The organism is Niveispirillum sp. CC-CTL257, assembly GCF_059489915.1.
On the sequence record NZ_JCAJXE010000001.1, the window covers coordinates 2,162,908 to 2,185,039 of the forward strand.

The 22,132-nt window shown below is 63.9% G+C and carries 19 protein-coding genes and 1 tRNA gene; 6 read left to right on the forward strand and 14 right to left on the reverse strand.

The genetic code is table 11. From position 1 onward, the window contains the following. The first annotated feature begins 46 nt into the window (after nt 1-46). A complete protein-coding gene (locus ABC729_RS10045; RefSeq protein ID WP_495607466.1) occupies nt 47-1,576 on the forward strand; it encodes a sensor histidine kinase in 1,530 nt (509 codons plus the stop codon). A gap of 35 nt (nt 1,577-1,611) precedes the next feature. On the opposite strand, the gene rpoH is transcribed toward ABC729_RS10045, so the two are convergent. After that, nucleotides 1,612-2,496, reverse strand: a complete 885-nt coding sequence (gene rpoH / locus ABC729_RS10050; RefSeq protein ID WP_495607467.1) for an RNA polymerase sigma factor RpoH — start codon at nt 2,494-2,496, stop codon at nt 1,612-1,614. Nucleotides 2,497-2,622: 126 nt separating this feature from the next. After that, entirely contained in the window at nt 2,623-3,741 is a 1,119-nt protein-coding gene (locus ABC729_RS10055; RefSeq protein WP_495607468.1) for an RluA family pseudouridine synthase, read from the reverse strand. On the opposite strand from ABC729_RS10055, the gene ABC729_RS10060 reads away from it, so the two are divergent. Both ABC729_RS10060 and ABC729_RS10065 read left to right on the forward strand, forming a co-directional pair. After that, nucleotides 3,732-4,109: a hypothetical protein gene (locus ABC729_RS10060; protein ID WP_495607469.1), complete on the forward strand. Its 378-nt coding sequence runs from the start codon at nt 3,732-3,734 to the stop codon at nt 4,107-4,109. The genes ABC729_RS10055 and ABC729_RS10060 overlap by 10 nt on opposite strands. Nucleotides 4,110-4,153: 44 nt before the next feature. Then, the gene (locus ABC729_RS10065; RefSeq protein WP_495607470.1) at nt 4,154-5,179 is read left to right on the forward strand and encodes a threonine aldolase family protein; all 1,026 of its coding nucleotides are present in this window, start codon (nt 4,154-4,156) and stop codon (nt 5,177-5,179) included. Here the strand turns inward: ABC729_RS10065 and thpR are convergent, their stop codons facing one another. The 7 genes from thpR to argH form a co-directional block, all read right to left on the reverse strand. Next, nucleotides 5,180-5,728, reverse strand: a complete 549-nt coding sequence (thpR, locus tag ABC729_RS10070; RefSeq protein ID WP_495607471.1) for an RNA 2',3'-cyclic phosphodiesterase — start codon at nt 5,726-5,728, stop codon at nt 5,180-5,182. It abuts the gene before it with no gap. A gap of 9 nt (nt 5,729-5,737) precedes the next feature. Further along, nucleotides 5,738-6,778, reverse strand: a complete 1,041-nt coding sequence (locus tag ABC729_RS10075) for an aldo/keto reductase (protein ID WP_495607472.1) — start codon at nt 6,776-6,778, stop codon at nt 5,738-5,740. Nucleotides 6,779-7,231: 453 nt separating this feature from the next. Continuing rightward, nucleotides 7,232-10,147 (reverse strand): DNA polymerase I, encoded by a 2,916-nt coding sequence (polA, locus tag ABC729_RS10080; RefSeq protein ID WP_495607473.1) that lies wholly within the window; start codon nt 10,145-10,147, stop codon nt 7,232-7,234. Nucleotides 10,148-10,226: 79 nt separating this feature from the next. Then, nucleotides 10,227-12,920 carry a TIGR02302 family protein gene (locus tag ABC729_RS10085; protein WP_495607474.1) on the reverse strand — a complete coding sequence of 898 codons (2,694 nt, stop codon included), beginning with the start codon at nt 12,918-12,920 and terminating at the stop codon, nt 10,227-10,229. A 52-nt stretch (nt 12,921-12,972) separates the two neighbouring features. Further along, nucleotides 12,973-14,256, reverse strand: a complete 1,284-nt coding sequence (gene lysA, locus ABC729_RS10090) for a diaminopimelate decarboxylase (RefSeq protein ID WP_495607475.1) — start codon at nt 14,254-14,256, stop codon at nt 12,973-12,975. Beyond that, a complete protein-coding gene (locus tag ABC729_RS10095) occupies nt 14,253-14,417 on the reverse strand; it encodes a hypothetical protein (RefSeq protein ID WP_495607476.1) in 165 nt (54 codons plus the stop codon). The genes lysA and ABC729_RS10095 overlap by 4 nt, the downstream gene beginning before the upstream one ends. Nucleotides 14,418-14,441: 24 nt before the next feature. Next, nucleotides 14,442-15,860, reverse strand: coding sequence for an argininosuccinate lyase (argH, locus tag ABC729_RS10100; protein WP_495607477.1), 1,419 nt, complete (start codon nt 15,858-15,860; stop codon nt 14,442-14,444). Nucleotides 15,861-15,942: 82 nt separating this feature from the next. On the opposite strand from argH, the gene ABC729_RS10105 reads away from it, so the two are divergent. Beyond that, entirely contained in the window at nt 15,943-16,548 is a 606-nt protein-coding gene (locus ABC729_RS10105; RefSeq protein WP_495607478.1) for a TlpA family protein disulfide reductase, read from the forward strand. 85 nt (nt 16,549-16,633) lie between these two features. Further along, nucleotides 16,634-16,709 (forward strand) — tRNA-Glu (locus ABC729_RS10110). Between the two features lie 54 nt (nt 16,710-16,763). Here ABC729_RS10110 and ABC729_RS10115 read toward each other — a convergent pair. The 3 genes from ABC729_RS10115 to ABC729_RS10125 form a co-directional block, all read right to left on the reverse strand. Then, the gene (locus ABC729_RS10115; protein ID WP_495607479.1) at nt 16,764-17,885 is read right to left on the reverse strand and encodes a THUMP domain-containing class I SAM-dependent RNA methyltransferase; all 1,122 of its coding nucleotides are present in this window, start codon (nt 17,883-17,885) and stop codon (nt 16,764-16,766) included. 237 nt (nt 17,886-18,122) lie between these two features. Further along, nucleotides 18,123-18,425, reverse strand: coding sequence for a hypothetical protein (locus tag ABC729_RS10120; RefSeq protein WP_495607480.1), 303 nt, complete (start codon nt 18,423-18,425; stop codon nt 18,123-18,125). A 175-nt stretch (nt 18,426-18,600) separates the two neighbouring features. Further along, a complete protein-coding gene (locus tag ABC729_RS10125) occupies nt 18,601-19,806 on the reverse strand; it encodes an acyl-CoA desaturase (RefSeq protein ID WP_495607481.1) in 1,206 nt (401 codons plus the stop codon). Nucleotides 19,807-20,072: 266 nt separating this feature from the next. Between ABC729_RS10125 and ABC729_RS10130 the strand changes: the two genes are divergently transcribed. Continuing rightward, entirely contained in the window at nt 20,073-21,236 is a 1,164-nt protein-coding gene (locus tag ABC729_RS10130) for a TRAP transporter substrate-binding protein (RefSeq protein WP_495607482.1), read from the forward strand. Here ABC729_RS10130 and ABC729_RS10135 read toward each other — a convergent pair. Both ABC729_RS10135 and ABC729_RS10140 read right to left on the reverse strand, forming a co-directional pair. Next, nucleotides 21,223-21,633 (reverse strand): putative quinol monooxygenase, encoded by a 411-nt coding sequence (locus ABC729_RS10135; protein WP_495607483.1) that lies wholly within the window; start codon nt 21,631-21,633, stop codon nt 21,223-21,225. The two genes, ABC729_RS10130 and ABC729_RS10135, sit on opposite strands and share 14 nt — an antisense overlap. Nucleotides 21,634-21,800: 167 nt before the next feature. Further along, nucleotides 21,801-22,094, reverse strand: coding sequence for a helix-turn-helix domain-containing protein (locus tag ABC729_RS10140; protein ID WP_495607484.1), 294 nt, complete (start codon nt 22,092-22,094; stop codon nt 21,801-21,803). Nucleotides 22,095-22,132 lie beyond the last annotated feature (38 nt).

The following is a 22,132-nucleotide window of genomic DNA, read 5'->3' on the forward strand; positions in this document are numbered from 1 at the left end:
TTGGGCGCGCCGTGGTGCCGCCAGAGGGGAAGGACGCGCCGTTTAGATGTTGAGATTCGCGGAATTCGCCGATCGGACCATGGAGCAGGATTTCCGCCAGCATATGCTGGAACCGGAAGCCAGGGGGCTGCGGCGCAATCTGCTGGCGCTGGCGGCCTTCTACCTGCTGGCGGCCTCTCTGGACTTTGTCTATTTCAGCCTTGAGACCGTTCTGACCGTAATGATGCCGCTACGTGGCATCGTCTACGTCTTGATCATCGCCACCATGCTGGTGCCGGTGAAAACCAAGTATGTCGGTCTGCGATATGGTCTGGTCCTGCTGACCATGACTTATATCTGGGCCCTCACCTCGGCAGGGGCCCTGCTGATCCATCGCGGGGGACAGGTCGGCCTGACGGTCAGCTTCTTCGTGATGATCGTCGTGCTGATGAACTATCTGTTCCTGCCGACGCGGGTGATCTTCATGATCCCGTGGGGCGTGGCAGCCAGTGCCATCTATATCGGCGTGTTCATGCCCGCGTCCGGGGCCACCGCCTCGCAGATGAGCACGGCGACCGTGATGCAGTCGCTGGCTAATATTTTCGGTGCCTTCACGGCCTATCAGCTATCCACCCTGCGCCGTATGGAGTTTCAGCGGCTGCGCGCGTTGCAGGCAGAACAGGCCCGGCTGAAAGAAGCCAATGCCGAGCTGCTTCGCCGCGAGACCATCATCGCCAGCCAACGCGACGAGTTGGCCCACAAGGTCGCCGAACTGGAAGAGGCGCAGCAGCAACTGGGCGAAACCCGCAACAGCCTGACGCAAGCCGAGAAATTGGCCAGCCTAGGCAGACTGGTCGCCGGTGTCGCGCATGAGCTGAACACGCCCATCGGCATTGCCCTGACCGCCATCACCCATCTGGAGGATGTCGTCACCTCCCTGGACAAGTCCGTGGCCGCGGGCAAGCTGACCCGCAGCCAGTTGACGGAACATCAGGGCACGCTGCGCGACAGCGCCCATCTGGTTCACAGCAATATCGGTCGCGCGGCCGATCTGGTGCAGAGTTTCAAGCGCGTGGCCGTGGATCAGGCCAGCGAAGAGCAGCGCGACTTCCTGCTGGGCGCCTATATTGATGAGGTGCTGCAAAGCTTGGCACCGCGTCTGCGCGGAGAGCCGCATAGCATCCGGGTTGAATGCCCGCCTGGCATTCATATGGACAGCTATCCCGGTGCCCTGTTCCAGGTGCTGACCAACCTGATCATCAATGCCCTGATCCATGCATTTGAGCCAGATACGCAGGGCACGATCACCATCACGGCCCGCGAACTGCCGGAAGATCAGGTAGAATTGCGGTTCCAGGATAATGGCAAGGGCGTGCCGGCGGCCCATATGGACCGGCTGTTCGAACCCTTCTTCACCACCAACCGCGCGCGCGGCGGATCAGGCCTGGGCCTGCATATCGTCTTCAATCTGGTGACACAGTCCCTGCGGGGTGCCATCAGCGTCCATTCCGCCGAAGGACGCGGGACCTGTTTCACCCTGACCCTGCCCCGCCACCTCCCCCGGGAGGAGGTGGAATTGGAACGGGCGGTGGGGTGATCCCAGCCAACGGATGTTGGCGGTAGGCCTATCGATCAGGTCAGCTGTTGCTGGATGGCGGCGGTCTTGATGGCCTTCTGAAGCTTCTCAAAGGCCCGCACCTCGATCTGGCGCACACGCTCCCGGCTGATGCCGTACTGCTGCGACAGGTCCTCCAGCGTTGTCGGCTCCTCGCGCAGGCGACGTTCGATCAGGATATGACGTTCGCGCTCGTTCAGGCCCTTCATGGCACCGGCCAGCAGGGCCTTGCGCTTGTTCAGTTCCTGTTCATCGCCCAGGCGGATTTCCTGGCTCTCACGCTCATCAACCAGCCAGTCCTGCCACTCCCCTTCCCCATCAATGCGCAGTGGCGCATTCAAGGAATGGTCGCCGGCAGCCAGACGCTGGTTCATGGAGACAACGTCAGCTTCAGGCACATCCAGCGTGGTGGCAATCTTGGTCACCACCTCCGGCGACAGGTCGCCGTCATCGATGGCCTGCATCTGGCCCTTCAGCTTACGCAGATTGAAGAACAGCTTCTTCTGCGCCGCCGTGGTGCCCATCTTCACCAGCGACCAGCTGTGCAGGATATATTCCTGGATGGCGGCACGGATCCACCACATGGCATAGGTGGCCAAGCGGAAGCCACGGTCAGGCTCAAACCGCTTGACGGCCTGCATCATGCCGACATTGCCTTCAGAGATCAGTTCCGAGACGGGCAGGCCATAGCCGCGATAACCCATGGCAATCTTCGCCACGAGGCGCAGATGGCTGGTCACCAGACGGTGGGCGGCCTTGGTATCCTCATGCTCACGCCAGCTCTTGGCCAGCATGTATTCCTCATCCGGTTCCAACATGGGGAACTTGCGGATTTCCTGGAGATAGCGGCTGAGGCTACTTTCCGAGCTGACGACCGGAATGGCGGGAACGGAAGCGGTCATGTTAACCCCCTTGCATAAGGCTGGTTGACACCATCGGCCCAACTGGCACCGACAGCGATGAATGGGTCCTGAACGGACACGCAGGACGCCCGTCCAGAAGAGGCCCGGTCACCATGCGCGGCGGCATTATAGCACCTCCAACGCATGAATTAAGCTCTTGAAATCATCCGGTAACACAGTTTCGAAGCGCACCTTGGCGCCTGTGGCCGGATGGATGAACTCAATGGCGGCGGCATGCAGCGCCTGACGTGGAAAGCTTTCCAGCGCCTGTTTGGCGGCCTCCGACAGGCCGCGCGTGCGACCCGTGCGGACCCGGCCATAGACAGGATCACCGACCAGCGGATGGCCGACATGGGTCATATGCACCCGGATCTGATGGGTACGACCCGTCAGCAGCTTGCATTCAATCAGGGCCGCCGCCGGACCTAGCGCGCGGACGGTGCTGTAGCGGGTGATGGCGACCTTGCCACCCCGGTCCAGCACGGCCATGCGCTTGCGGTCGGTCGGGTGGCGACCGATATTGGCGTTGATCTCTCCGCTGCGCGGGTTGGGCACGGCCCAGACCACGGCCTGATAGGTGCGCGACAGCGAGCGGTCGGCGAACTGCGCCGACAGGGCCTGATGCGCGCGGTCATTCTTGGCCACCACCATCAGGCCGCTTGTATCCTTGTCCAGCCGGTGCACGATGCCGGGACGGCGCACGCCGCCAATGCCCGACAACCGGTCACCGCAATGGTGCAGCAGGGCATTGACCAGGGTGCCGTCCGGGTTGCCGGCAGCGGGATGCACCACCATGCCCGCCGGCTTGTCGATAACCAGCAGGTCTTCGTCCTCATAGATGATCGACAGCGGGATGTCCTGCGCCACCGGCAAGGCAGGCGCGCTGGCCGGAACATGCACGCGGAAGGTCTGGCCGGCTTTGACCCGGCGGGACGCGTCGTCTATGGTCTGCCCACCTGTGGAGACATGCCCCTGATCGATCAGGGCGCGCAGGCGGGAACGCGACAGGCCGGCAGCGGCGAGCAGATCCGCCAGCGCCTTGTCCAGACGGTCCCCGTCCCGGTCGCCATCGATGATGGCGTCATGGTCGGCGGGGCCGGTACCCTGGACAGGGGCAACAAGATCGGCGGCGGGCAGGAATTCCTCGTCGCACAGATCGTCATCCAGGTCGAATTCCAGGCCGGCGGGCGGGATATCCGTCCGGCCGGTGGCCTTCAACTGGGGATTTGCCGAACGTGCAGGCACTGAAGAACATCCTTATCATCGGGGCCGTGATCATCGCGGCCGGGTTCGCGTTCTTGGGCTATGAAGTCTATAAACGCTCCACGGACCCCAATCATCCGCGCACGTTTTCGGCCCGTTTCGGCATGCAGGGCAAAGCCCCCGAGGCCGAGCTGCCGACACCGACAGCACCACCGGTCCCGGCACCCGTGAAGGCACCGATGCCGACCGGGGCGGCGACATTGCCGCCGGGTGCAGTCCTGCTGCCCGGCATTGCCGCCGTGGATGGCCGCATCGCCGTGCAGGTGAAACTGACCGATGGCCGCACGCAGGTGCTTCTCATCGATCCGGCCACGGGCGAACATGCGGTGCTTGTGACATCCGCGCCGTGATCCTGGTCACAATAGAACCGATTCCCATGGGAAATGGACGTTAAATGAATTTCATGTCCGACAATGTGACGGGGGCGGCACCGGAAATCCTGGATGCCATCGTCAAGGCAAATGGCGGCACCGCGCCGTCTTATGGCAATGATGAATGGACCCGGCGGCTGACGCAGTCCCTGGCGGACCTGTTTGAACGTGACGTCGCCGTCTTTCCCGTGGCCACCGGTACCGCCGCCAATGCCCTGGCACTGGCGGCCCTGACGCCACCCTGGGGCAGCATCTATTGTCATGCCGAAGCGCATATCCAGGCCGATGAATGCGGCGCGCCTGAAATGTTCACGGGCGGGGCGAAGCTGGTCACCCTTCCCGGCGATCATGGCAAGCTGACGGCTGACACGCTGTCGGCTGCCCTGGATCGCGTCCATAAGGGCTTCGTGCATGCCGTGCAGCCGGCGACACTGTCGCTGAGCCAGCTGACCGAATGCGGCACGGTCTATAGCCCGGCAGAAGTGGCGACCCTGACCGCAGTGGCGCGGCATCACGGCCTGCGTGTGCATATGGATGGTGCAAGATTTGCCAATGCCGTGGCCTCGCTGGGCTGTTCGCCGGCTGACATCACCTGGCGGGCCGGCGTGGATGTCCTTTCATTTGGTGCCACCAAGAATGGCGCGCTGGGCGCAGAGGCCGTGGTGTTCTTCGACCGTGAACTGTCGGAGAATTTTGGCTATCGCCGTAAGCGCGCGGCCCACCTGTTCTCCAAGATGCGCTTCCTGTCGGCACAGCTGGAAGCTTATGTGCAGGATGGGCTGTGGCTGCGGCTGGCCGGCCACGCTAACCGCATGGCGATGCGGCTTGCCGATGGGCTGTCGGCCCTGCCCGGCGCGCATCTGGCCCATCCCGTGGATGGTAACGAGATCTTCATCGCCCTGCCGGAACCGGTGATCGCGGGGCTGGAAGCGGCGGGCTTCGGCTTTTATCGCTGGGACGGCAATGTCGTCCGGCTGGTCACCGCCTGGAACAGCGATGAAGCTGCCGTGGAAGCCTTGCTGGCGGCGGCGCGGCGGTTGGCGGGGTGATCACACCCCCCATCCGCCCAGCGGATATTCCTGCAGGATGTGGTAGGTCGCACCCGACCTGCCCAAGACGCTTTCATAAAGGCAGTAACGATCCACCACGAACGGCCCCGCCTGGAACAGGCCGTTGGCACCCATATAATTGGCCAGCTTGGCCGGCGGCGTGTCGGTGAGATAGGCCAGCGTCACATGCGGGCTGTATTTGCGCTGTTCCGGCGGCTGGCCGGACCGGACCAGGGCGGATTCGACCTTTGCCTGGAGATGCAGCAGCGGGTCGCTGTCCACCAACCCGGCCCACAGCGCATGCTGTTTATGGCCGCTGCCGAAACTGCCCAGACCCGACAGGGTCAGAAGGAAGGACGGGCCGGTGACGAGGTCCAGCGCCTCATCCACATCATGGGCGGTACCCTCATCAATCTCCCCCAAGAAGCGCAGGGTCAGGTGGTAGTTGTCCGGCGGCACCCAGCGCGCACCGGGCAGGCCATGGGCCAGGCTGGACAGGCGTTCCACCACCGCCTCCGGCATCGGTATCCCGACGAACAGGCGCAGCATCTCCGCCCCTCACGGACAGGGGTTCGGGTTGACGGCATGCACCGCATCAAGCGCCGCCAACACCTCCGCCGGCAGGGTCAGCGACCTGGCAGCAATGGCGACCTTGAGATGGCCCATGGTCGTGGCCCCGATGATCGTGCTGGTCACAAAGGAGCGGGAAACGACAAAGGCGATGGCCATGGCGGCGGGGTCCAGCCCGTTATCGTGGGCAATGGCCACATAATCGCGCGTCGCGGCTTCGCCGCGCGGCAGGTCATAGCGGGACTTGCGATGATCAATGGCGCGGCGCGAACCAGCCGGCATGGCCCCGTCCAGATATTTGCCTGCCAGCGTCCCGCCGCCCAGCGGGGAATAGGCCAGCATCGATACCTCCTCGCGCAGCGACACCTCCGATAGCCCCATCTCAAATGTGCGGTTCAACAGGGAATAGGGGTTCTGGATGCTGACGATGCGCGGCAGGCCCAGATGGTCGGCGGCTGCGGCATAGCGCATAACGCCCCAGGGCGTTTCATTCGACACGCCGACATGACGTATCTTGCCCGCCTGGATCAGATCGGCAAAGACCGACAATGTCTCCTCGATCGGTATCTCTCCCGGCTGGGTCGCCGGATGGGTGACAATCCGGCCAAAACGGTCGGTCTGCCGGTCGGGCCAATGCAACTGATAAAGATCGATATGATCGGTGCGCAGGCGGCGAAGGCTGGCCTCCACGGCTTCCACGATGTTCTTGCGGTCAGGGCGCGATGTGCCGCCACGGATATAATCCATGCCCATGGCCTCACCCACCACCTTGCTGGCCAGCAGCACCTCGTTACGGCGACCGGTGCGGGCGAACCAGTCGCCAATGATCTCCTCCGTCCGGCCATAGGTGGCGGGGGTGGGCGGGGCGGAATACATCTCCGCCGTGTCCCAGAAGAACAGACCATGGTCCAACGCCATGTCCATCTGGGCGAAGCCCTCTTCCGGCGTATTCTGCCGGCCCCAGGTCATGGTGCCCAGGCACAGGGCGGGAACCATCAGGTCGGTGCGGCCAAGGCGGCGAAGGGTCATGAAACTGTCCTCATAAGTGAATTTATCAAGGGAATACTATTATCTTACCAGTTTCCGATATATACTCGATAGATTCCGGTCCAGAAAAGCAAGCGCCACATAAAAACATTTTAATTGAAAACTCTTCTATATTAATTGTGACTGCCCCCTCATTAAAAACAACCGAGGTTATTGATTTGTTTTTTAACTCACAACCTTCCAATTTAAAGTTTGTGTTTAGTTTATTGTACAGATTTAGAATACCTCCGCCCATAAAATACACTTGAAAATAATCGTGAATAATAAATGATTCCAGGATCTTCCTCCCAACAATAATATTGAATTGATGCATTTTGATCCACCACGTCAAGTAATTACTTGCATGACATTGAACTGGAACGAGCGGATGACAAATCAACCCCACGGCCATTTGCTTTTATCAATTATTATCCTTATCTAGATATCAAGGACAGATCAATGCGCCTCAGCCCAGGACAGGCCGACGCCGGCTTCCGCCACCAGCGGAATGCCGATGTCCAGGGCCCCTTCCATAACCCGACGGACCAGGGCGGATGTGGCCTCCACCTCCGCTTCCGGCACCTCGAACAGCAGTTCGTCATGCACCTGCAAAAGCATACGGGCCTTCAACCCTGCCTCGGCCAACGCACCCGGCAGCTTGATCATGGCCAGCTTGATGATATCGGCGGCGGTGCCCTGAATGGGGGCGTTGATGGCCTGACGCTCGGCATAGGATTTGCGCGCCCCCTTCTCCTGAATGCCCTGGATCCAGCATTTGCGGCCCAGCAGGGTGCGGACATAGCCGTCGCGCGCCGCCTCTGCCTTGGTCTTTTCCATATAGGCCTGAAGCTCGGGGAAGCGTTCGAAATAGGCCTTGATGAAGGCCCCGGCCTCGCCTGCGGAAATGCCCAACTGCCGCGACAGGCCGAAGCTGGAAATGCCATAGATGATGCCGAAATTGATGGCCTTGGCCCGGCGGCGGATTTCCGAGGTCATCTGATCCAGCGGCACGCTGAACACCTGGCTCGCCGTCATAGCGTGAATGTCGATCCCGTCGCGGAAGGCCTGTCGCAGGGCCGGGATGCCCGCCATTTCCGCCACGATGCGCAGTTCGATCTGGCTGTAATCCACGGACATGATGCGGTTGCCGGGGGCCGCGACAAAGGCACGGCGGATCTTCCGGCCCTCTTCCGTGCGGATCGGAATGTTCTGCAAATTCGGATCGGTGGATGACAGGCGGCCCGTGGAGGTGGCGGCCAGCGCAAAGCTGGTATGGACGCGGCCTGTACCGGGATTGATCTGTTCGCCCAGCGTATCCGTGTAGGTGGATTTCAGCTTGGCGAACTGCCGCCAGTCCATGACCTTCTGACAGATGGGAATGCCCAGGTCGGCCAGTTCCTCCAGCACCGAACTGTCGGTAGACCAAGCCCCGGTCTTGGCGGATTTCTTGCCGCCCGACAGCTTCATTTCATCAAACAGGATTTCGCCCAGCTGCTTGGGGCTGCCGACATTGAAAGTGCGACCGGCCAGGACATGGATTTCGGCCTCCAGCTCCACCAGACGCTTGGCGAAATCGTTGGATAACTCCTTCAGGACCTGCCGGTCGACCAGCACGCCCTCCATCTCCATCCGCGCCACAACGGGCACCAGCGGACGCTCGATGGTCTCGTAAACCGTCACCATCCGGTCGGCCAGTACGTCATGGCGCAGCACATGCCAGAGGCGCAGCGTGATATCCGCATCCTCCGCCGCGTAAGAAGTGGCCTTGTCCAACGGCACGCGGTCAAAGGTGATGCGGTTCTTGCCGGTGCCCGTCACCTCATCAAAGGAGATGGTGGTGACGCCCAGATGGCGTTGCGCCAGCTCATCCATGCCATGACCATGACGTCCCCCGCCGATGACATAGGACCGCAGCATGGTGTCGTCGATGGGGGCAACCGTGACGCCATGCTTGGCGAACATCTGCCAGTCGAACTTGATATTGTGCCCGACCTTCAGCACGCCCGGATGTTCCAGCAGCGGCTTCAGGATTGTCAGCGCACGGTCCAGCGGCACTTGGCGGGGCGGCGGCGCACCATCACCGAAATCCAGGCCGCCCGCCCCTTCCTTGGGCGTGGACGGATCGATATGGGCCACCGGGATGTAACAGGCGCGACCCGGACGGGTGGACAACGAAATGCCCACCAGATTGGCGCGCATGGGCGTCAACCCATCGGTCTCCGTATCGACGGCAACGACACCGGCTTCCAAACCTTCTGCCACCCAAGCGGCCAGCGCCTCCTCCGTATCGACAAGGATATGCTCCACCTTGTCGGGACGGGGAATATGGGCATCGGCCCGCACCTCTGCCGGGGCGGCAGAGGGGGCATAGGACCGGCCATCCAACGCGGCGCGCAGGTCACGGCGCTGCTGTTCACCGCCGTCCCCGGCGGCGGCATGGATGGCGGCCCCGTCGGCCAGAGTGCCATCGGCGGCGATTTCCGCCTTCACCTTGGCGATGATCGACCGGAAGCCCTGCACGCCCAGCCAGGAGAGCAGCCGGTTCACATCCGGCTCCCGCACTTTCAGCTCTTCCACGGGCACGGGCACGGGGGCGTTTTCTTCCAGCTTCACCAGCCGCTTGGAAATGCGGGCCAGATCGGCATTCTCCAGCAGCTTCTGCCGGCGCCCGGCCTGCTTGATCTCCCCCGCCCGCTCCAGCAGTTCCTCCAGCGAGCCATATTCGGTGATCAGCTGTGCCGCTGTCTTGATGCCGATACCGGGTACGCCCGGCACATTATCGACGCTGTCACCGGCCAGCGCCTGGACATCCACCACCTTGTCAGGGGTCACCCCGAACTTCTCAAACACCTCGTCCGGCCCGATCATCTTGTTCTTCATCGGGTCCAGCATGCGGATACCGTCATCCACCAGCTGCATCAGGTCCTTGTCGGACGACACGATCGTAACGGGCCGGCCCTGGGCGCGGGCCTGCCGGGCATAGGTGGCGATCAGGTCGTCAGCCTCATATCCTTCCAGCTCAATGCGCGGCAGGTTGAAGGCCTCCACCGCCTCGCGGATGATCGCGAACTGGGGCCGCAGATCCTCCGGCGGCTCGGGCCGGTGCGCTTTGTAATCGGGATAGAACTCATTGCGGAAATTCAGGCGCTTGCTGTCGAAGATGATGGCCACCGCATCGGCCTTCAGCTCCGCCAGCAGTCGCATCAGCATATTGGTGAAGCCCATGACGGCATTCACCGGCGTCCCGTCCGGCCGGTTCAGCGGCGGCAGCGCGTGATAGGCCCGGAAGATGAAACCCGACCCGTCCACCAGATAAAGCGGCGTGCCGTCGGCCGGGGGAAGGGCGGTGCTGGGGGCGCTGTCGGTCGGCATAGGGCGGCCTGTCGTTCCGGCTGTGTTCTAGGTCCCGGAACATGGCGCAACGGGGCCGTGATGTCGAGACCGTTAGCCCTCAATAGCGTTTGAACCGGTCCAGCAGCCGGTCGATGTAATCCCGCTCCGCCTTGGGGCGGTTCTGTTCCCCGGCGCGGCGGCGCAGTTCCTCCAGGATCTGGCGGGCGCGCTGCATGTCGGCCTCGGCGGGGATTTTGACCTCTTCCCCGTCCAGGGTGCCAGAACCGGGCAGCGGGCGGCCCAGCGGGTCGCGGCCCTGCTGCCGGCCCGACCGGTTGCGCTGGCCGCCGGCCTGTCCGGGGCTGGCCTTGGCCATCTGCTCCTGCATGGATTTCAGGGTCTGCTGAAGCTGTTCCAGCGCTTCCCCCTGCGAGGCCACGGCCTGATCCGGCGCGCCGCTGCGCAGGGCGTCGGCCGCATCCTTCATGGCGCGTTCAGCGCGGCCCAGCGGACGGGGGATTTCGCCGCCGACTTCGCCCAGCCGGCGCATGATCTCGCCCAGTTCGCCGCGCAGCTCCTCCTGCTTGCCGGCCATGGCGTCGGCATGGGCATCGGCCTTGCCACGCTGCGCGCCCTGGTCGCCGGGGCGGCGGCCCTGGCGGTTGGGCATGGACAGGCCCGGAAGCTGGTTGGGGGGCAATTCTTCGGCACCGTCGAACTGCTCCTGCTGCTGGGTGAAGGTTTCGTCCATCAACTGCTGCTGCTGCTTCTGCACGTCTCGCAGTTTCTGGTTCAGTTCGGCGAGAGCCTGGCCCTGCTGGTTCGCCTCCGCATCCTGCTGCTGTTGCGGCTGTCCGTTCTGGAGATTTTCCATCATCTGCTGCAGCTGCGACAGCATCTCGCGCGCCGCCTCATGATTGCCGGAGGCGGCCAGATCGCGCATCTGGCGCACCATGTCCTCGACCTCGTCACGGGTCATGGACTGAGCGTTGGGGTCGGGTTCGCCCTGGTTCTGCGGCTGATCCTGCGCCTGCGGGTTCTTGGCCTCCTGCTGCTCCAGCGCATCCATGAAGTCGCGCATGGCCTGTTCCAGGCGCTGCATCGCCTGATCAATCTCTTCCGCCGGGGCATTGCGGTCCAGCGCCTCCATCAGCGCCTTCTGCGCATCGCGCAATTCCCGTTCCGCCAGCGACAGGTTCCCATCCTCGATACGCAGGGCAACATCCCACAGCATGGCGATGGAGCTGGGCACCGTATCCGGCCCCGCATTGCGCATCAGGCGGCCAACAGCGCTGCGCAGCGCCAGGAAGGCCAGTGGATCGCCATTGTAGCCGTCCAGATTGACCGACAGGTCATGCAGGGCGCGGCCCACCAGCGGGCGCACCGTGTCCCCCATCAGGATCAGGGTCTTACGCTGTTCGATGATGGCGCGGGCCACGGGGTGATTAAAATGCCGTTCCGGCAACGTGATGGCCTGTTCGGCACTCTGCGAGACCTGTCCCGCCCCGTCGGTGGCGCGCAGGCGGACGGTCACCGGCATCCCCGCCCAGGGATGGCCCGACAGGTCATGATAGCCGGTGCCCGTGATCTCCCGCTTGTTCTTGGCCGGGACGGGCAGGGCCAGATCGAGGGGTGTCTTGTCAATGCCCAGCGGCAGGTCGGTCGCCAGCGTCACCGTCGCCGTGACAGCATGGATGCCGTAATCATCGGCCCCGGTATAATCGATGCGCAGGGCATTGCGTTCCGTGGCCGATGGTGGGGTACGAAAGGCGATGCCCGGCGGCTGATCCGGCACCAGCCGGACGGGCCAGGACGCCACCTCGCGCCCGAACTGCCGTACCGACACGCCCTCCCCATCCGTCAGGGCCAGTTCCACCTGATGGCCGCCACCGGCCACGGGCTGGAAATCCACATCCTGGTTATTGGCGCGCAAGGTGGGCGTACCCAATCCACCGTCAAGCCGTACCACCAGCTTGGTCCCCGCCGGCAGGAACAGGGGCTTCTCCTGCCCCTCCTCGTCCTGGGCATCGGGAGGCTTCAGCCCCGTCAGGAACACGGGCGGCTGTCCGGTATAATCGGGCGGGGTGGCCCAGGCATCCAGGCGGGTGGGCGTGAACACACCTCCCAACCCCATGGAAGGTACAAAGGCACTCAAAGTGCGCCCGCCCAGATCACCCCAGCCGACCGTCGCCCCGACCACCATCAGTAAGGCGACGGCAACGCGCAGGGCCCAGGGGTCGCGGTTGGCCAGACGGCTATCGGGCAGATCAACGCGCAGGTCCCGCGCTTGGCCCTTCGCCCGCTCCTGCGCCAGCCGCCACAGCGCGTGGGCCAGCGGATCACCGGCCCCGCCAGCGATACCATCCTGCAATTGCGATAGGGGACGATGTGCCAGCCGGCTGTCGCGTTCCAGACGGCGACGGGCATCCGCCTCCGTTGGCAGGCGCAGCGACCGTAGACCCTGCCGCACCAGATACCCGACCCCGCCCAACGCGGTCAGCAGCAGCGGTACATGCAGCCAGGGAGACAGATGCACGAACAGGCCCATCCAGGCCACGGCCAGGAACAGGCCCAGTAGCGACAGGGGCCGCCAGAGCGGGGGCCACAGCGCCTCCCACCACAGGATGGCGCGGGCCAGTTTCAGGGGCCGGCTGCCGGCATCGCCGGGCAAGGGTGCCTTGGCCGGCACCGGCACCGATCCCACCCGATACCGGCCCAGCAGCAACCGCAGCCGTACCGCCAGCGTCCGGGCATGGCTTTGGCTGGCCGGTCGCTGGCTGGGATCACGGGGTGGGGTCGGGCGGGGCGGCATCTGTCGTTCAAACCTTAGCAAGTCGCCCGACAGCCTACCCCGCTTTCACTGTTTAAGGGGAGAGCCAATCGGGCATCGTCTCCAGCGTCAGGCTGTCCTCAAAGCTGGGGCGGCGACGCACCACCTCGAACTTCGCGCCCGACACCAGAACCTCGGCCACCAGGGGACGGGAATTATATGTCGAAGACATGGCAGCGCCATAGGCACCCGCCGTCAAAAAGGCCAGCAGGTCACCCGGCGCCACCGGCGGCATGGGGCGCAGGCGGGCGAACGTATCCCCCGTCTCACACACCGGCCCCACGATATCGGCATCGGCCAGCACAGCATCCGCCGCCGGCTGCGCCACGGGGATCACCGTGTGCCAGGCCTCATACATGGCCGGGCGCACCAGATCATTCATGGCGGCATCGACGATCAGGAAGCGGCGGTGCAGCCCTTCCTTCACGAAGATAGTGCGGGTCAGCAGCAGACCGGCAGCCGCCACCAGCGACCGGCCCGGTTCCAGCGTGACATGGCAGCCCAGGTCGCCGACCATCTCCGCCACTGCCTTGGCATAGGCGGGGTAATCGGGGGCGCTGTCCTCCGGCTTGTAGGGCACACCCAGGCCGCCACCCAGATCGATGCGCGACAGGGGCACGCCCTGCGCCTTCAGGTCCCGCACCAGCCCGGCCAGCTTGCCGAACGCCTTGCGGAACGGCGTGGTCTTCAGAAGCTGGGAGCCGATATGGATTGCAATGCCGACCGGATTGATACCGGGCAGCGCCATGGCGCGGGCATAGGCCTCGCCCGCATGGGCGAAATCAATACCGAACTTGTCTTCCTTGCGGCCCGTGGCGATCTTGCCATGGGTTTCAGCATCCACGTCGGGGTTGATGCGGATGGCGATGGGCGCTTCTACGCCCAGTTCCACCGCCACCGCTGACAGGGCGTCCAGTTCCGGCAGGCTTTCGACATTGATCTGGTGGATACCGGCCTTCAGCGCGGCGGCCAGTTCATCCCGCGTCTTGCCCACACCGGAGAACACGATCTTGGCCGGGGGGATGCCGGCGGCCAGGGCACGGCGCATTTCGCCCACCGACACGACGTCACCACCGGCCCCCAACTGCGCTAGCGTGCGGATGACGGCCAGATTTGAATTGGCCTTCAGCGCGTAACAGATGGTGACATCCTGACCAGCGAAGGCATCGGCGTAAGCGCGCCAGGCAGCGGCCAAACCTTCCGTCGTATAGACATAGGTGGGTGTGCCCACCGAGGCGGCGATGGCGGACAGGGCCACGCCCTCCGCATGCAGCGCGCCATCGGTGTAGTGGAAACCGGGAACGGGGAAGCAGGTCATTGTTGCGGCTTCTCAGACGAAGGGGGGACCGGCTTCGGGTCGCTGGCCGGATCGGGATAGGTCTTGGGCGGCGGGCTGCCCGGCGGGGCCTTGGGGAAATGCGGTTTCATCCCGCACCCGGCCAGCGCCAACAGGGCAACGAAAAGCATGGCTTTGCGCATGGGCTTGCTCCTTCCGGGTGCTGATTACAGGAACCGCGCTTTCGCCGCCGCCACCGCTTCGCGGACGCGCGACGGGGCGGTACCGCCAAAGCTGGTGCGGCTGTTGACGGAGGCTTCCAAGGTCAGCACGCCATAGACGGCGTCGGTGATGCCAGCATGCACCGCCTGCATCTTTTCCAGCGGCACCTCAGCCAGACCGGTGCCCGCCTCCTCCGCCAGCTTCACGATGCGGCCCGTAATGTGGTGGGCGTCGCGGAACGGCACGCCCAGGGACCGGACCAGCCAGTCGGCAAGGTCGGTGGCGGTGGGGAAGCCCGCCTCCACCGCGCGGCGCATGGAGGCCGGGTCGGGCGTCAGGTCGCGGATCATGCCGGTGGTGGCCGCCAGACACAAAGCCAGCGTCTCATCCGCCATGAAGACCGGCTCCTTGTCTTCCTGCATATCCTTGGAATAGGCCAGCGGCAGGCCCTTCATGACAATCAGCAGGCCGTTCAGGGCGCCGATCACCCGGCCCACCTTGGCCCGTACCAGCTCGGCGGCGTCGGGGTTGCGCTTCTGCGGCATGATGGAACTGCCGGTGGTAAACGCATCGGTCAAGCGGATGAAGCGGAACTGGCTGGTGCACCAGATCACGATTTCCTCGGCCAGACGCGACAGATGCGTGCCGCAGATGCTGGCCGCGGCCAGATAATCCAGCGCGAAGTCGCGATCGGACACGGCGTCCAGCGAATTGGCCGTGGGCCGGTCAAAGCCAAGGGCCGCCGCCGTGGCATCGCGGTCGATGGGGTACGGCGTGCCAGCCAGTGCAGCGGACCCAAGAGGGCATTCATTCAGCCGCGCGCGGGCATCGCGCATGCGCGCCCGGTCACGGCCCAGCATTTCCACATAGGCCAGCAGATGGTGGCCGAAGGTTACCGGCTGCGCCGTCTGCAAATGCGTGAAGCCGGGCATGATCAGGTCCGGGAACTGTTCCGCCCGGTCGATCAGGGCCGCCTGCAGGGCCTGGATGTCCTTGTCCAGCCGGTCGAACGCGTCGCGCACCCATAGCTTGAAATCGGTCGCCACCTGATCGTTGCGCGACCGCGCGGTGTGCAGGCGACCGGCAGGTTCGCCGATGATCTCCTTCAGACGGGATTCCACATTCATGTGGATATCCTCATTCTCCACCGTGAAGGTGAAACGACCCTCGGCAATCTCCGCCGCGACCTGATCCAGGCCGGACAGGATGGCGTCGCGGTCCCCAACAGAGATGATGCCCTGGGCGGCCAGCATCGTGGCGTGCGCCTTCGACCCCGCAATATCCTGCGCCCACAGTTTCTGGTCAAAACCGATGGAGGCGTTGATCTGCTGCATGATGGCGGCGGGACCAGAGCCAAATCGCCCGCCCCACAGCGCGTTGGCGTCGGTTCCGGCGGCGGCTTTCTGGGCGGTTTTCTCGGTCATCGTCATTCTGCGTCGGTTTGCGGGGTTGACGGCGGGGCCGTCGGGCACGAACTCTGTCGCACAAAGTTCGATAGAGGGCAGAATGGCGATTTTCCGACGCATCGCAACAATCGTGGCCGTGGGTACAGCAATTCTCGTAACGGGGGGCTGCGGCGAGAAGAAGGAAAGTTCCGCGCCGCCCACCCCGGCGGCGGTCTCGCCCCCCTCCGCCGCGATGCCGGTTTTCCAGGGCGAGGCACGCCCCTTCGTGGCCAGCCCCGACCGCCCCGCCCTGCCGCCCATGACCATCACCGACAAGGATGGCAACCCGGTCGATATGGCCTCCTTCAAGGGCAAGGTGCTGCTGATCAACCTCTGGGCCACGTGGTGCGCACCCTGTATCCGCGAGATGCCGGCACTCGACCGGTTGCAGGCCGACCTGGGCGGCGACAAGTTCCAGGTCGTCGCCATCTCCGTGGACCGGGGCGGCCTGAACGAGGTTGGGCCGTTTTTTGAGAAGGCGGGCATCAAATCCTTGCCCATCTATCTGGATCGGAAGATGACCAGCATGAAGGCCTTCCCCCTGAAAGAAGGCCTGCCCTTGTCGATTCTGGTCGATGCCGAGGGGCGCGAAGTTGGCCGTCTGGCCGGTGCCGCCCATTGGGACGGGGCAGAGGCCAAGGCCCTGATCGGCTGGGCTGGGCGCTGATAAGCGGAAAAATGCGCCGGGGGTGAAAAAACCGCTTGATCACCCCCGTCCCTTTCGCATAGAAAGCGCGCCTCGCACGGCTCTAGTCCCCATCGTCTAGAGGCCTAGGACACCGCCCTCTCACGGCGGTAACAGGGGTTCGAATCCCCTTGGGGACGCCAAGCGATCATCAAAAAAGCCCCGCTGGTCACCAGCGGGGCTTTTTGGTTTTAATCTCACCCACCCCCCAACACCCCCGTCCGGTACAGCGTCACCGGCAACCCGCCATGCGACACCGGCGGCAGGGTCGCGAGGAAGGGCAGTTCCGTGACCTTGGCCAGGGCCGCCTCGTTGGTGATCACGCCGACGCGCCAGCCCTTGAAGCGGTTCAGCATGGTTTTGCCGAAGGCACCATAGAGGCCGTAGAGCTGTCGCGTGTCGCCGATGCGGCCGCCATAGGGCGGGTTGACGATGACGAGGCCGGGGGGGCCTTCGGGCGGCTCCAGGTCGCTGATGGCATGGGCGCGGAAGGTGGTGATGGCACCCACGCCGGCGCGTTCGGCATTGGCCTGACTCATCTTCACGGCACCGGCGTCGCGGTCGCTACCGTAGAAGCGCAGGGGCGTGTCGGCGGCGGTGGGTGTGCCGCGCAGGGTGGCCCAGGCGGCGGGATCGAAGCTGGCCAGTTGTTCAAAGGCGAAGGGACGGGCGCGGCCGGGGCTCAACCCGGCGGCCATCTCGGCGGCCTCAATCACGAAGGTGCCAGAGCCGCACATGGGATCGACGACGGGTTCCGTGCCGGTATAGCCGCACTGGCGCAGGAACAGGGCGGCCAGATTCTCGCGCATCGGCGCCTTGTTCACCGCCTCCTTATAGCCGCGCTTGTGCAGCGCCTCCCCCGATGTGTCGATGGAGAAGGTGCAGAGATCATCATCAATGCGCGCCTTCACCACCAGTTCAGCATCCTTGGTGATGGGTGCGCCCAATTCCTCCGCAATGGCCTTGGCAATGCGCTGGGCGGCGGCCCCGGCATGATAGATACGGGATTTGTTGCAACTGGCCTCCACCCGCACCGGTACATCGGCGCGCAGCACCTGCCCCCATGGGAACTTGCGCGCCCGCTTGTCCAACTGTGCCAGATGCATGGCGCGGAAGGACCCGATGCGGGCCAGGACGCGGGCGCCACCGCGCAGTTCCAGATTGGCGCGCCAGACCTCGGACCAGGGGCCATGCGTGGTGACGCCACCCTTGGCGATGACCGGCTTGGCGAAGCCCTTCTCCTGCATCTCCGCGCACAGGGCGGGTTCCAGGCCGGGTGTCGTCACCACGAAAATCTCAAGATCGGCTGTCTGTTCCATGGTGTTTTTCCGGGAGCGTATTTCCGGCAGTCGGGAACACGCCCCCTTCCTTTCTTTTTCCTCACGCGCCGGCGCTGCATCCGCAGCTTGGCCTCACGCCGCATGTGCGGCGCGGCGGCAGTCGCCGCCGGACCAGTTTACGGTAACCCGTAAACTGCTCTAACCCGGCATCACAAAAGAAGAAAGCCCCGCCATCCGGGGATGGCGAGGCTTTCAAAGCAGGGACGAACCAACCGATCAGCGGGTGGACGTTGCCGTCGTGGTGCTGCTGGTGGTCGGCGTGGTGATCGGCGGGCCGTTCTCATCATCACCACCACCAACGGTCGCGGCGATGACGCCAGCGGCCGCCACGGCGGCAACGCCGGCCAGCGGGATCAGGTTGCCAGAGGCGAAGAAAGTGGCCTTGTTGGCACCGGCAGCGGCACCGGTGACGCGCGGAGCATCAGCAGCAGGGGCGGCCGGAGTCGACTGGGCCAGGGCCGTTGCCGGCGCGGCGATCAGCGCTGCGGAAAGCAGCAGGCTGGCGGTAAAACGGGTCATTTTCATAAATCCATATCGTCTAAAGGCGCCCCTAGGGACGTAAATTAACGTCCCGCACCCGCGAAGGGAAGAGGAAAGCCCGAGGTAATTCAACGGGGCGGATATGCATCGACCTTAAGGAACAATTGTGATGGCCGACACCGACGGTGCCGGCCAAACACCCTACCCTTTACGATCAGGCCGGAACGGCAGCCAGACGCGTGCAGATATTGGCCACCAGAATCTGGCGGGCGCGCTCGACAATGTCGTCCATGCTGGGCGTGCGGACAAACATGTTGGACGCGCGCTGACGCAGCTCATCCGTGGTCGGCAGATGCGGCAGCTGGATATTGGCGACCAGCGCCTCCACCCGGACCTTGGCCTGATCGCGGGCCTGACGCACCCGCTCCTCAATTTCGGCCAGGGTCGGCGTATGGGCCAGGGCCTCACGCACCTGCTGGGTCAGCTTTTCCACCTGGAAGCTGGCGGCCAGCTGTGCGGCGGCCGCCTCAATCACCTTGGTGCCCAGGCGCTGTTCGTTGCGGATCACCGATGCCGGCGGTTCATGCACGTCCCAGACCAGACCCACGGCCTGCATGGCCTTGATGATGTAGTAGGAGGTGTCGATCTCCCACCAGCGGAAGCCCTGACGGGCCGCCGACTGATAGTGATGATGGTTATTGTGCCAGCCCTCGCCCATGGTGGCGATGGCCAGTGCCCAGTTGTTACGGCTGTCATCGCCCGTCAGATAGCGCGGGCGGCCCAGCACATGGGCCAGCGAATTGATGCAGAAGGTGGCATGGTACAGCGCCACCGTACTCCACAGGAAGCCAACGACCAGACCGCCCCAGCCGAACAGCGCCCAGGTGGCAACACCCAGCAGCACCGGCGGCAGATAATAGTAACGGTCCAGCCAGACCAGTTCCGGGAACTTGGTCAGATCACCGATGGTCTTGTAATCCGCCCCATTGTGCTTTTCCGTAAAGATCCAGCCCATATGGGAATAGAAAAAGCCCTTATGACGGGGCGAATGCACATCATGTTCCGTATCGGAATATTTGTGGTGATGGCGATGGGTCGCCGCCCACCACAACGCCCCGCGCTGCGCCGAGCTTTGCGCCAGGAAGGCCAGCAGGAACTGCACCACCCGGCCCGTCTTGTAGGAGCGGTGGGAGAAGTAGCGGTGATACCCGCCCGTGATACCGAACATGCGGGCACCGTACAGGACCAGGGCCAGCACCACATGCTGCCAAGCCACACCGGTCCAGATGGCGCCAAAACAGGCGATATGGACAAGGATGAAGGGGATCATGGTGCTGTACTGGATCTTGTCATCCGCCGTCCCGGCATGGGCATCGGCGGGGCGCGCATCGTCGCGTCCGGTATTGCTGGGCGAGGTCACTGTCGAAAGACTCCAAACGAAAGCAATAGTCCACCCTACCACGAATCCCCGTGGGCGCGGATGGGCAAATTCGCGCGGGCAGCGCCATTAACCATCCTTTCGGCGTGGTTCTTTCGGTCAGGGGGACAGTTGAAACAGTTGGCAAGGCCGGTAAACTATTGTGCGATCGCGAAATTCTCTTTTGCAATGCACGGAAATTTGAACAAGGCGGGCTTCGCGTTTACCATCCGCGCAATTTGAACGGTCAAGCCGGGAGGTTCCGCCGCATGAAGCAGCCTATCCAACGCCCAGAGACGGCACCGGCAGGGACGCCGGACCGGTCCTCGCGGCGGCGCTTCATCACGGGGGCCGGCGGTGCGGCCGCCGGCATGGCGGTGGCCGGCGTGTCCATGCCCAATGTGTCGCGTGCGCAGACGGTCAGCCTGCGGTTTCAGTCCACCTGGCCCGCCCGCGACATTTTCCATGAGTTCGCTGGCGACTATGCCAGCCTGGTCAACAAGCTGGCGGGTGGGCGGCTGCGCCTGGACATGCTGCCCTCGGGTGCCGTTGTCGGGCCGCTGCAATTGCAGGACGCGGTGGTGAAGGGCACGCTGGATGGCGGGCATGGCGTCACCGCCTATTGGTACAACCGGCATCCTGCCTTCTCCCTGTTCGGCACGCCGCCGGCGCTCGGCTGGAAGGCCGACCATGTGCTGGGCTGGGTGAAATATGGCGGCGGTCAGGCGCTCTATGACGAACTGGTGCAGCAGGTTTTGAAGCTTGATCTTGTCGGCTTCCTGACCGGCCCCATGCCCAGCCAGCCGCTGGGCTGGTTCCGGCGCGAGATCACGGGGCCGGCGGATATGCAGGGCATGCGCTACCGCACCGTGGGGCTGGCCGCCGAACTGGCGCGCGAGATGGGGGTGGCCGTAACCGTCATGGGGGCAGGCGATATCGTGCCCGCCCTGGACCGGGGCCTGCTGGACGGGGCGGAGTTCAACAACCCCTCCTCCGACCGGGCGCTGGGGTTCCAGAATGTCACCCGCACCTATATGGTCGGCTCCTACCACCAGTCGGCAGAGATGTTTGAGATCATCTTCAACAAGAAGCGTTATGACGGCCTGCCCGAAGAGATGCAGACCATCCTGCGTGTCGCGGCAGAGGCATCATCCGCCGACATGTCCTGGAAGGCCATGGACCGCTATTCCGCCGATCTTGAGGCGCTGAAGACCGAGGGCGTGGAGGTCGTCAAGACGCCTGACAGTGTTCTGCTGGCGCAGTTGACGGCCTGGGACAAGGTGATCGCGGCGAAGTCCGCCGATCCGTTCTTTCAGAAGGTGCTGGACAGCCAGAAGCAATGGGCCCGCCGCATCCTGTCGTTCGAAAACGACTATGTGGTGCGCACCGATCTGGCGTTTCAGCACTTCTTCGGGAACCCTACCCCGCCCTGACCAGACCATGGCCGCCAAGGGGCGTGGTTTCTGACCGGCTGTCGAAGCCAGCGATCAGCGGACGGCCCTTGGCGATGGCAGCCTGAACGGCGGGCAGTTTCAGGCTGGCCGCGTGGCTGTCCTTGCTGTCCCACGCCTCCGTGATCCACAGCGCATCCGGATTGGTCGGATCGGCGGCAATGATATAGGACAGGCATCCCGGCATGGCGCCGGTGCCTTCCAGCAGGATAGAAGCCAGTTCATCCCGCTTGCCCGGTGCGGCGATCATGCGGCCGATCAATCCATACATGCTTGTCCCCTGCTTTGCCTTTGCTCTGCCCACGACGACGCCACCGGCCAGGGCCAGAACGGCACCGCCCGCCAGCAGCATGTCCCGTCTTGTCGATCCGGTGCTCACGGTTTCCCCTGTCGTGGACCAGAGGCAGTGTCATCCGTCCGGCCACAGCTTGCAAGGGCGCGCGGTGAACGGTTGGCACTATCATCGGTCGTCTGAAATCAGCCCAGATGGCTCAGGCGACCAGCGCGATTGCGCTGACGTGGGATTGGCAGATTGAGGTGCTAGGGTTAGGCGTCAACCAGCTCAATGTGTAGCCGCTTACCAACCGCTGTGGCCGCACGCTCCAGGGTCAAGAGCGTGACCGAAGCGTTTGAGGAATCAAGCAACCGGTCCAGCGACGTCCGACTTGTGCCCATGCGCTCGGCCATTTCCGTTTTGGTAAACTCTTTGGCTTCCATGGCCTGGGAGAGCTGCCAAGCTATGACCCGCTTCAGTGCGCGAGCCTTGACGATCTCCAAGGTGCCGTCTTCTGCCAAAAGGTCGTCCAACGAAGACCCGACATAAGTGCGCTTATCTTCCATAGCCCTTCCCTCGCCTTCCGACGCAAGAGCCAACGGCA

Excerpts from the sequence above, each read along its gene's own strand:
- thpR (WP_495607471.1), bottom strand. The coding sequence starts at position 5,728 with ATGCTGCGCCTGTTCGTCGGGATACCGATGCCGGAGGCGGTGGTGGAA.
- ABC729_RS10075 (WP_495607472.1), bottom strand. The coding sequence starts at position 6,778 with ATGACCCTTCGCCGCCTTGGCCGCACCGACCTGATGGTTCCCGCCCTG.
- lysA (WP_495607475.1), bottom strand. The coding sequence starts at position 14,256 with ATGACCTGCTTCCCCGTTCCCGGTTTCCACTACACCGATGGCGCGCTG.
- ABC729_RS10120 (WP_495607480.1), bottom strand. The coding sequence starts at position 18,425 with ATGACCCGTTTTACCGCCAGCCTGCTGCTTTCCGCAGCGCTGATCGCC.
- ABC729_RS10045 (WP_495607466.1), top strand. The coding sequence starts at position 47 with ATGTTGAGATTCGCGGAATTCGCCGATCGGACCATGGAGCAGGATTTC.
- ABC729_RS10115 (WP_495607479.1), bottom strand. The coding sequence starts at position 17,885 with ATGGAACAGACAGCCGATCTTGAGATTTTCGTGGTGACGACACCCGGC.
- ABC729_RS10140 (WP_495607484.1), bottom strand. The coding sequence starts at position 22,094 with ATGGAAGATAAGCGCACTTATGTCGGGTCTTCGTTGGACGACCTTTTG.
- ABC729_RS10095 (WP_495607476.1), bottom strand. The coding sequence starts at position 14,417 with ATGCGCAAAGCCATGCTTTTCGTTGCCCTGTTGGCGCTGGCCGGGTGC.
- argH (WP_495607477.1), bottom strand. The coding sequence starts at position 15,860 with ATGACCGAGAAAACCGCCCAGAAAGCCGCCGCCGGAACCGACGCCAAC.
- ABC729_RS10105 (WP_495607478.1), top strand. The coding sequence starts at position 15,943 with ATGGCGATTTTCCGACGCATCGCAACAATCGTGGCCGTGGGTACAGCA.
- rpoH (WP_495607467.1), bottom strand. The coding sequence starts at position 2,496 with ATGACCGCTTCCGTTCCCGCCATTCCGGTCGTCAGCTCGGAAAGTAGC.
- ABC729_RS10130 (WP_495607482.1), top strand. The coding sequence starts at position 20,073 with ATGAAGCAGCCTATCCAACGCCCAGAGACGGCACCGGCAGGGACGCCG.
- ABC729_RS10085 (WP_495607474.1), bottom strand. The coding sequence starts at position 12,920 with ATGCCGCCCCGCCCGACCCCACCCCGTGATCCCAGCCAGCGACCGGCC.
- ABC729_RS10065 (WP_495607470.1), top strand. The coding sequence starts at position 4,154 with ATGAATTTCATGTCCGACAATGTGACGGGGGCGGCACCGGAAATCCTG.
- polA (WP_495607473.1), bottom strand. The coding sequence starts at position 10,147 with ATGCCGACCGACAGCGCCCCCAGCACCGCCCTTCCCCCGGCCGACGGC.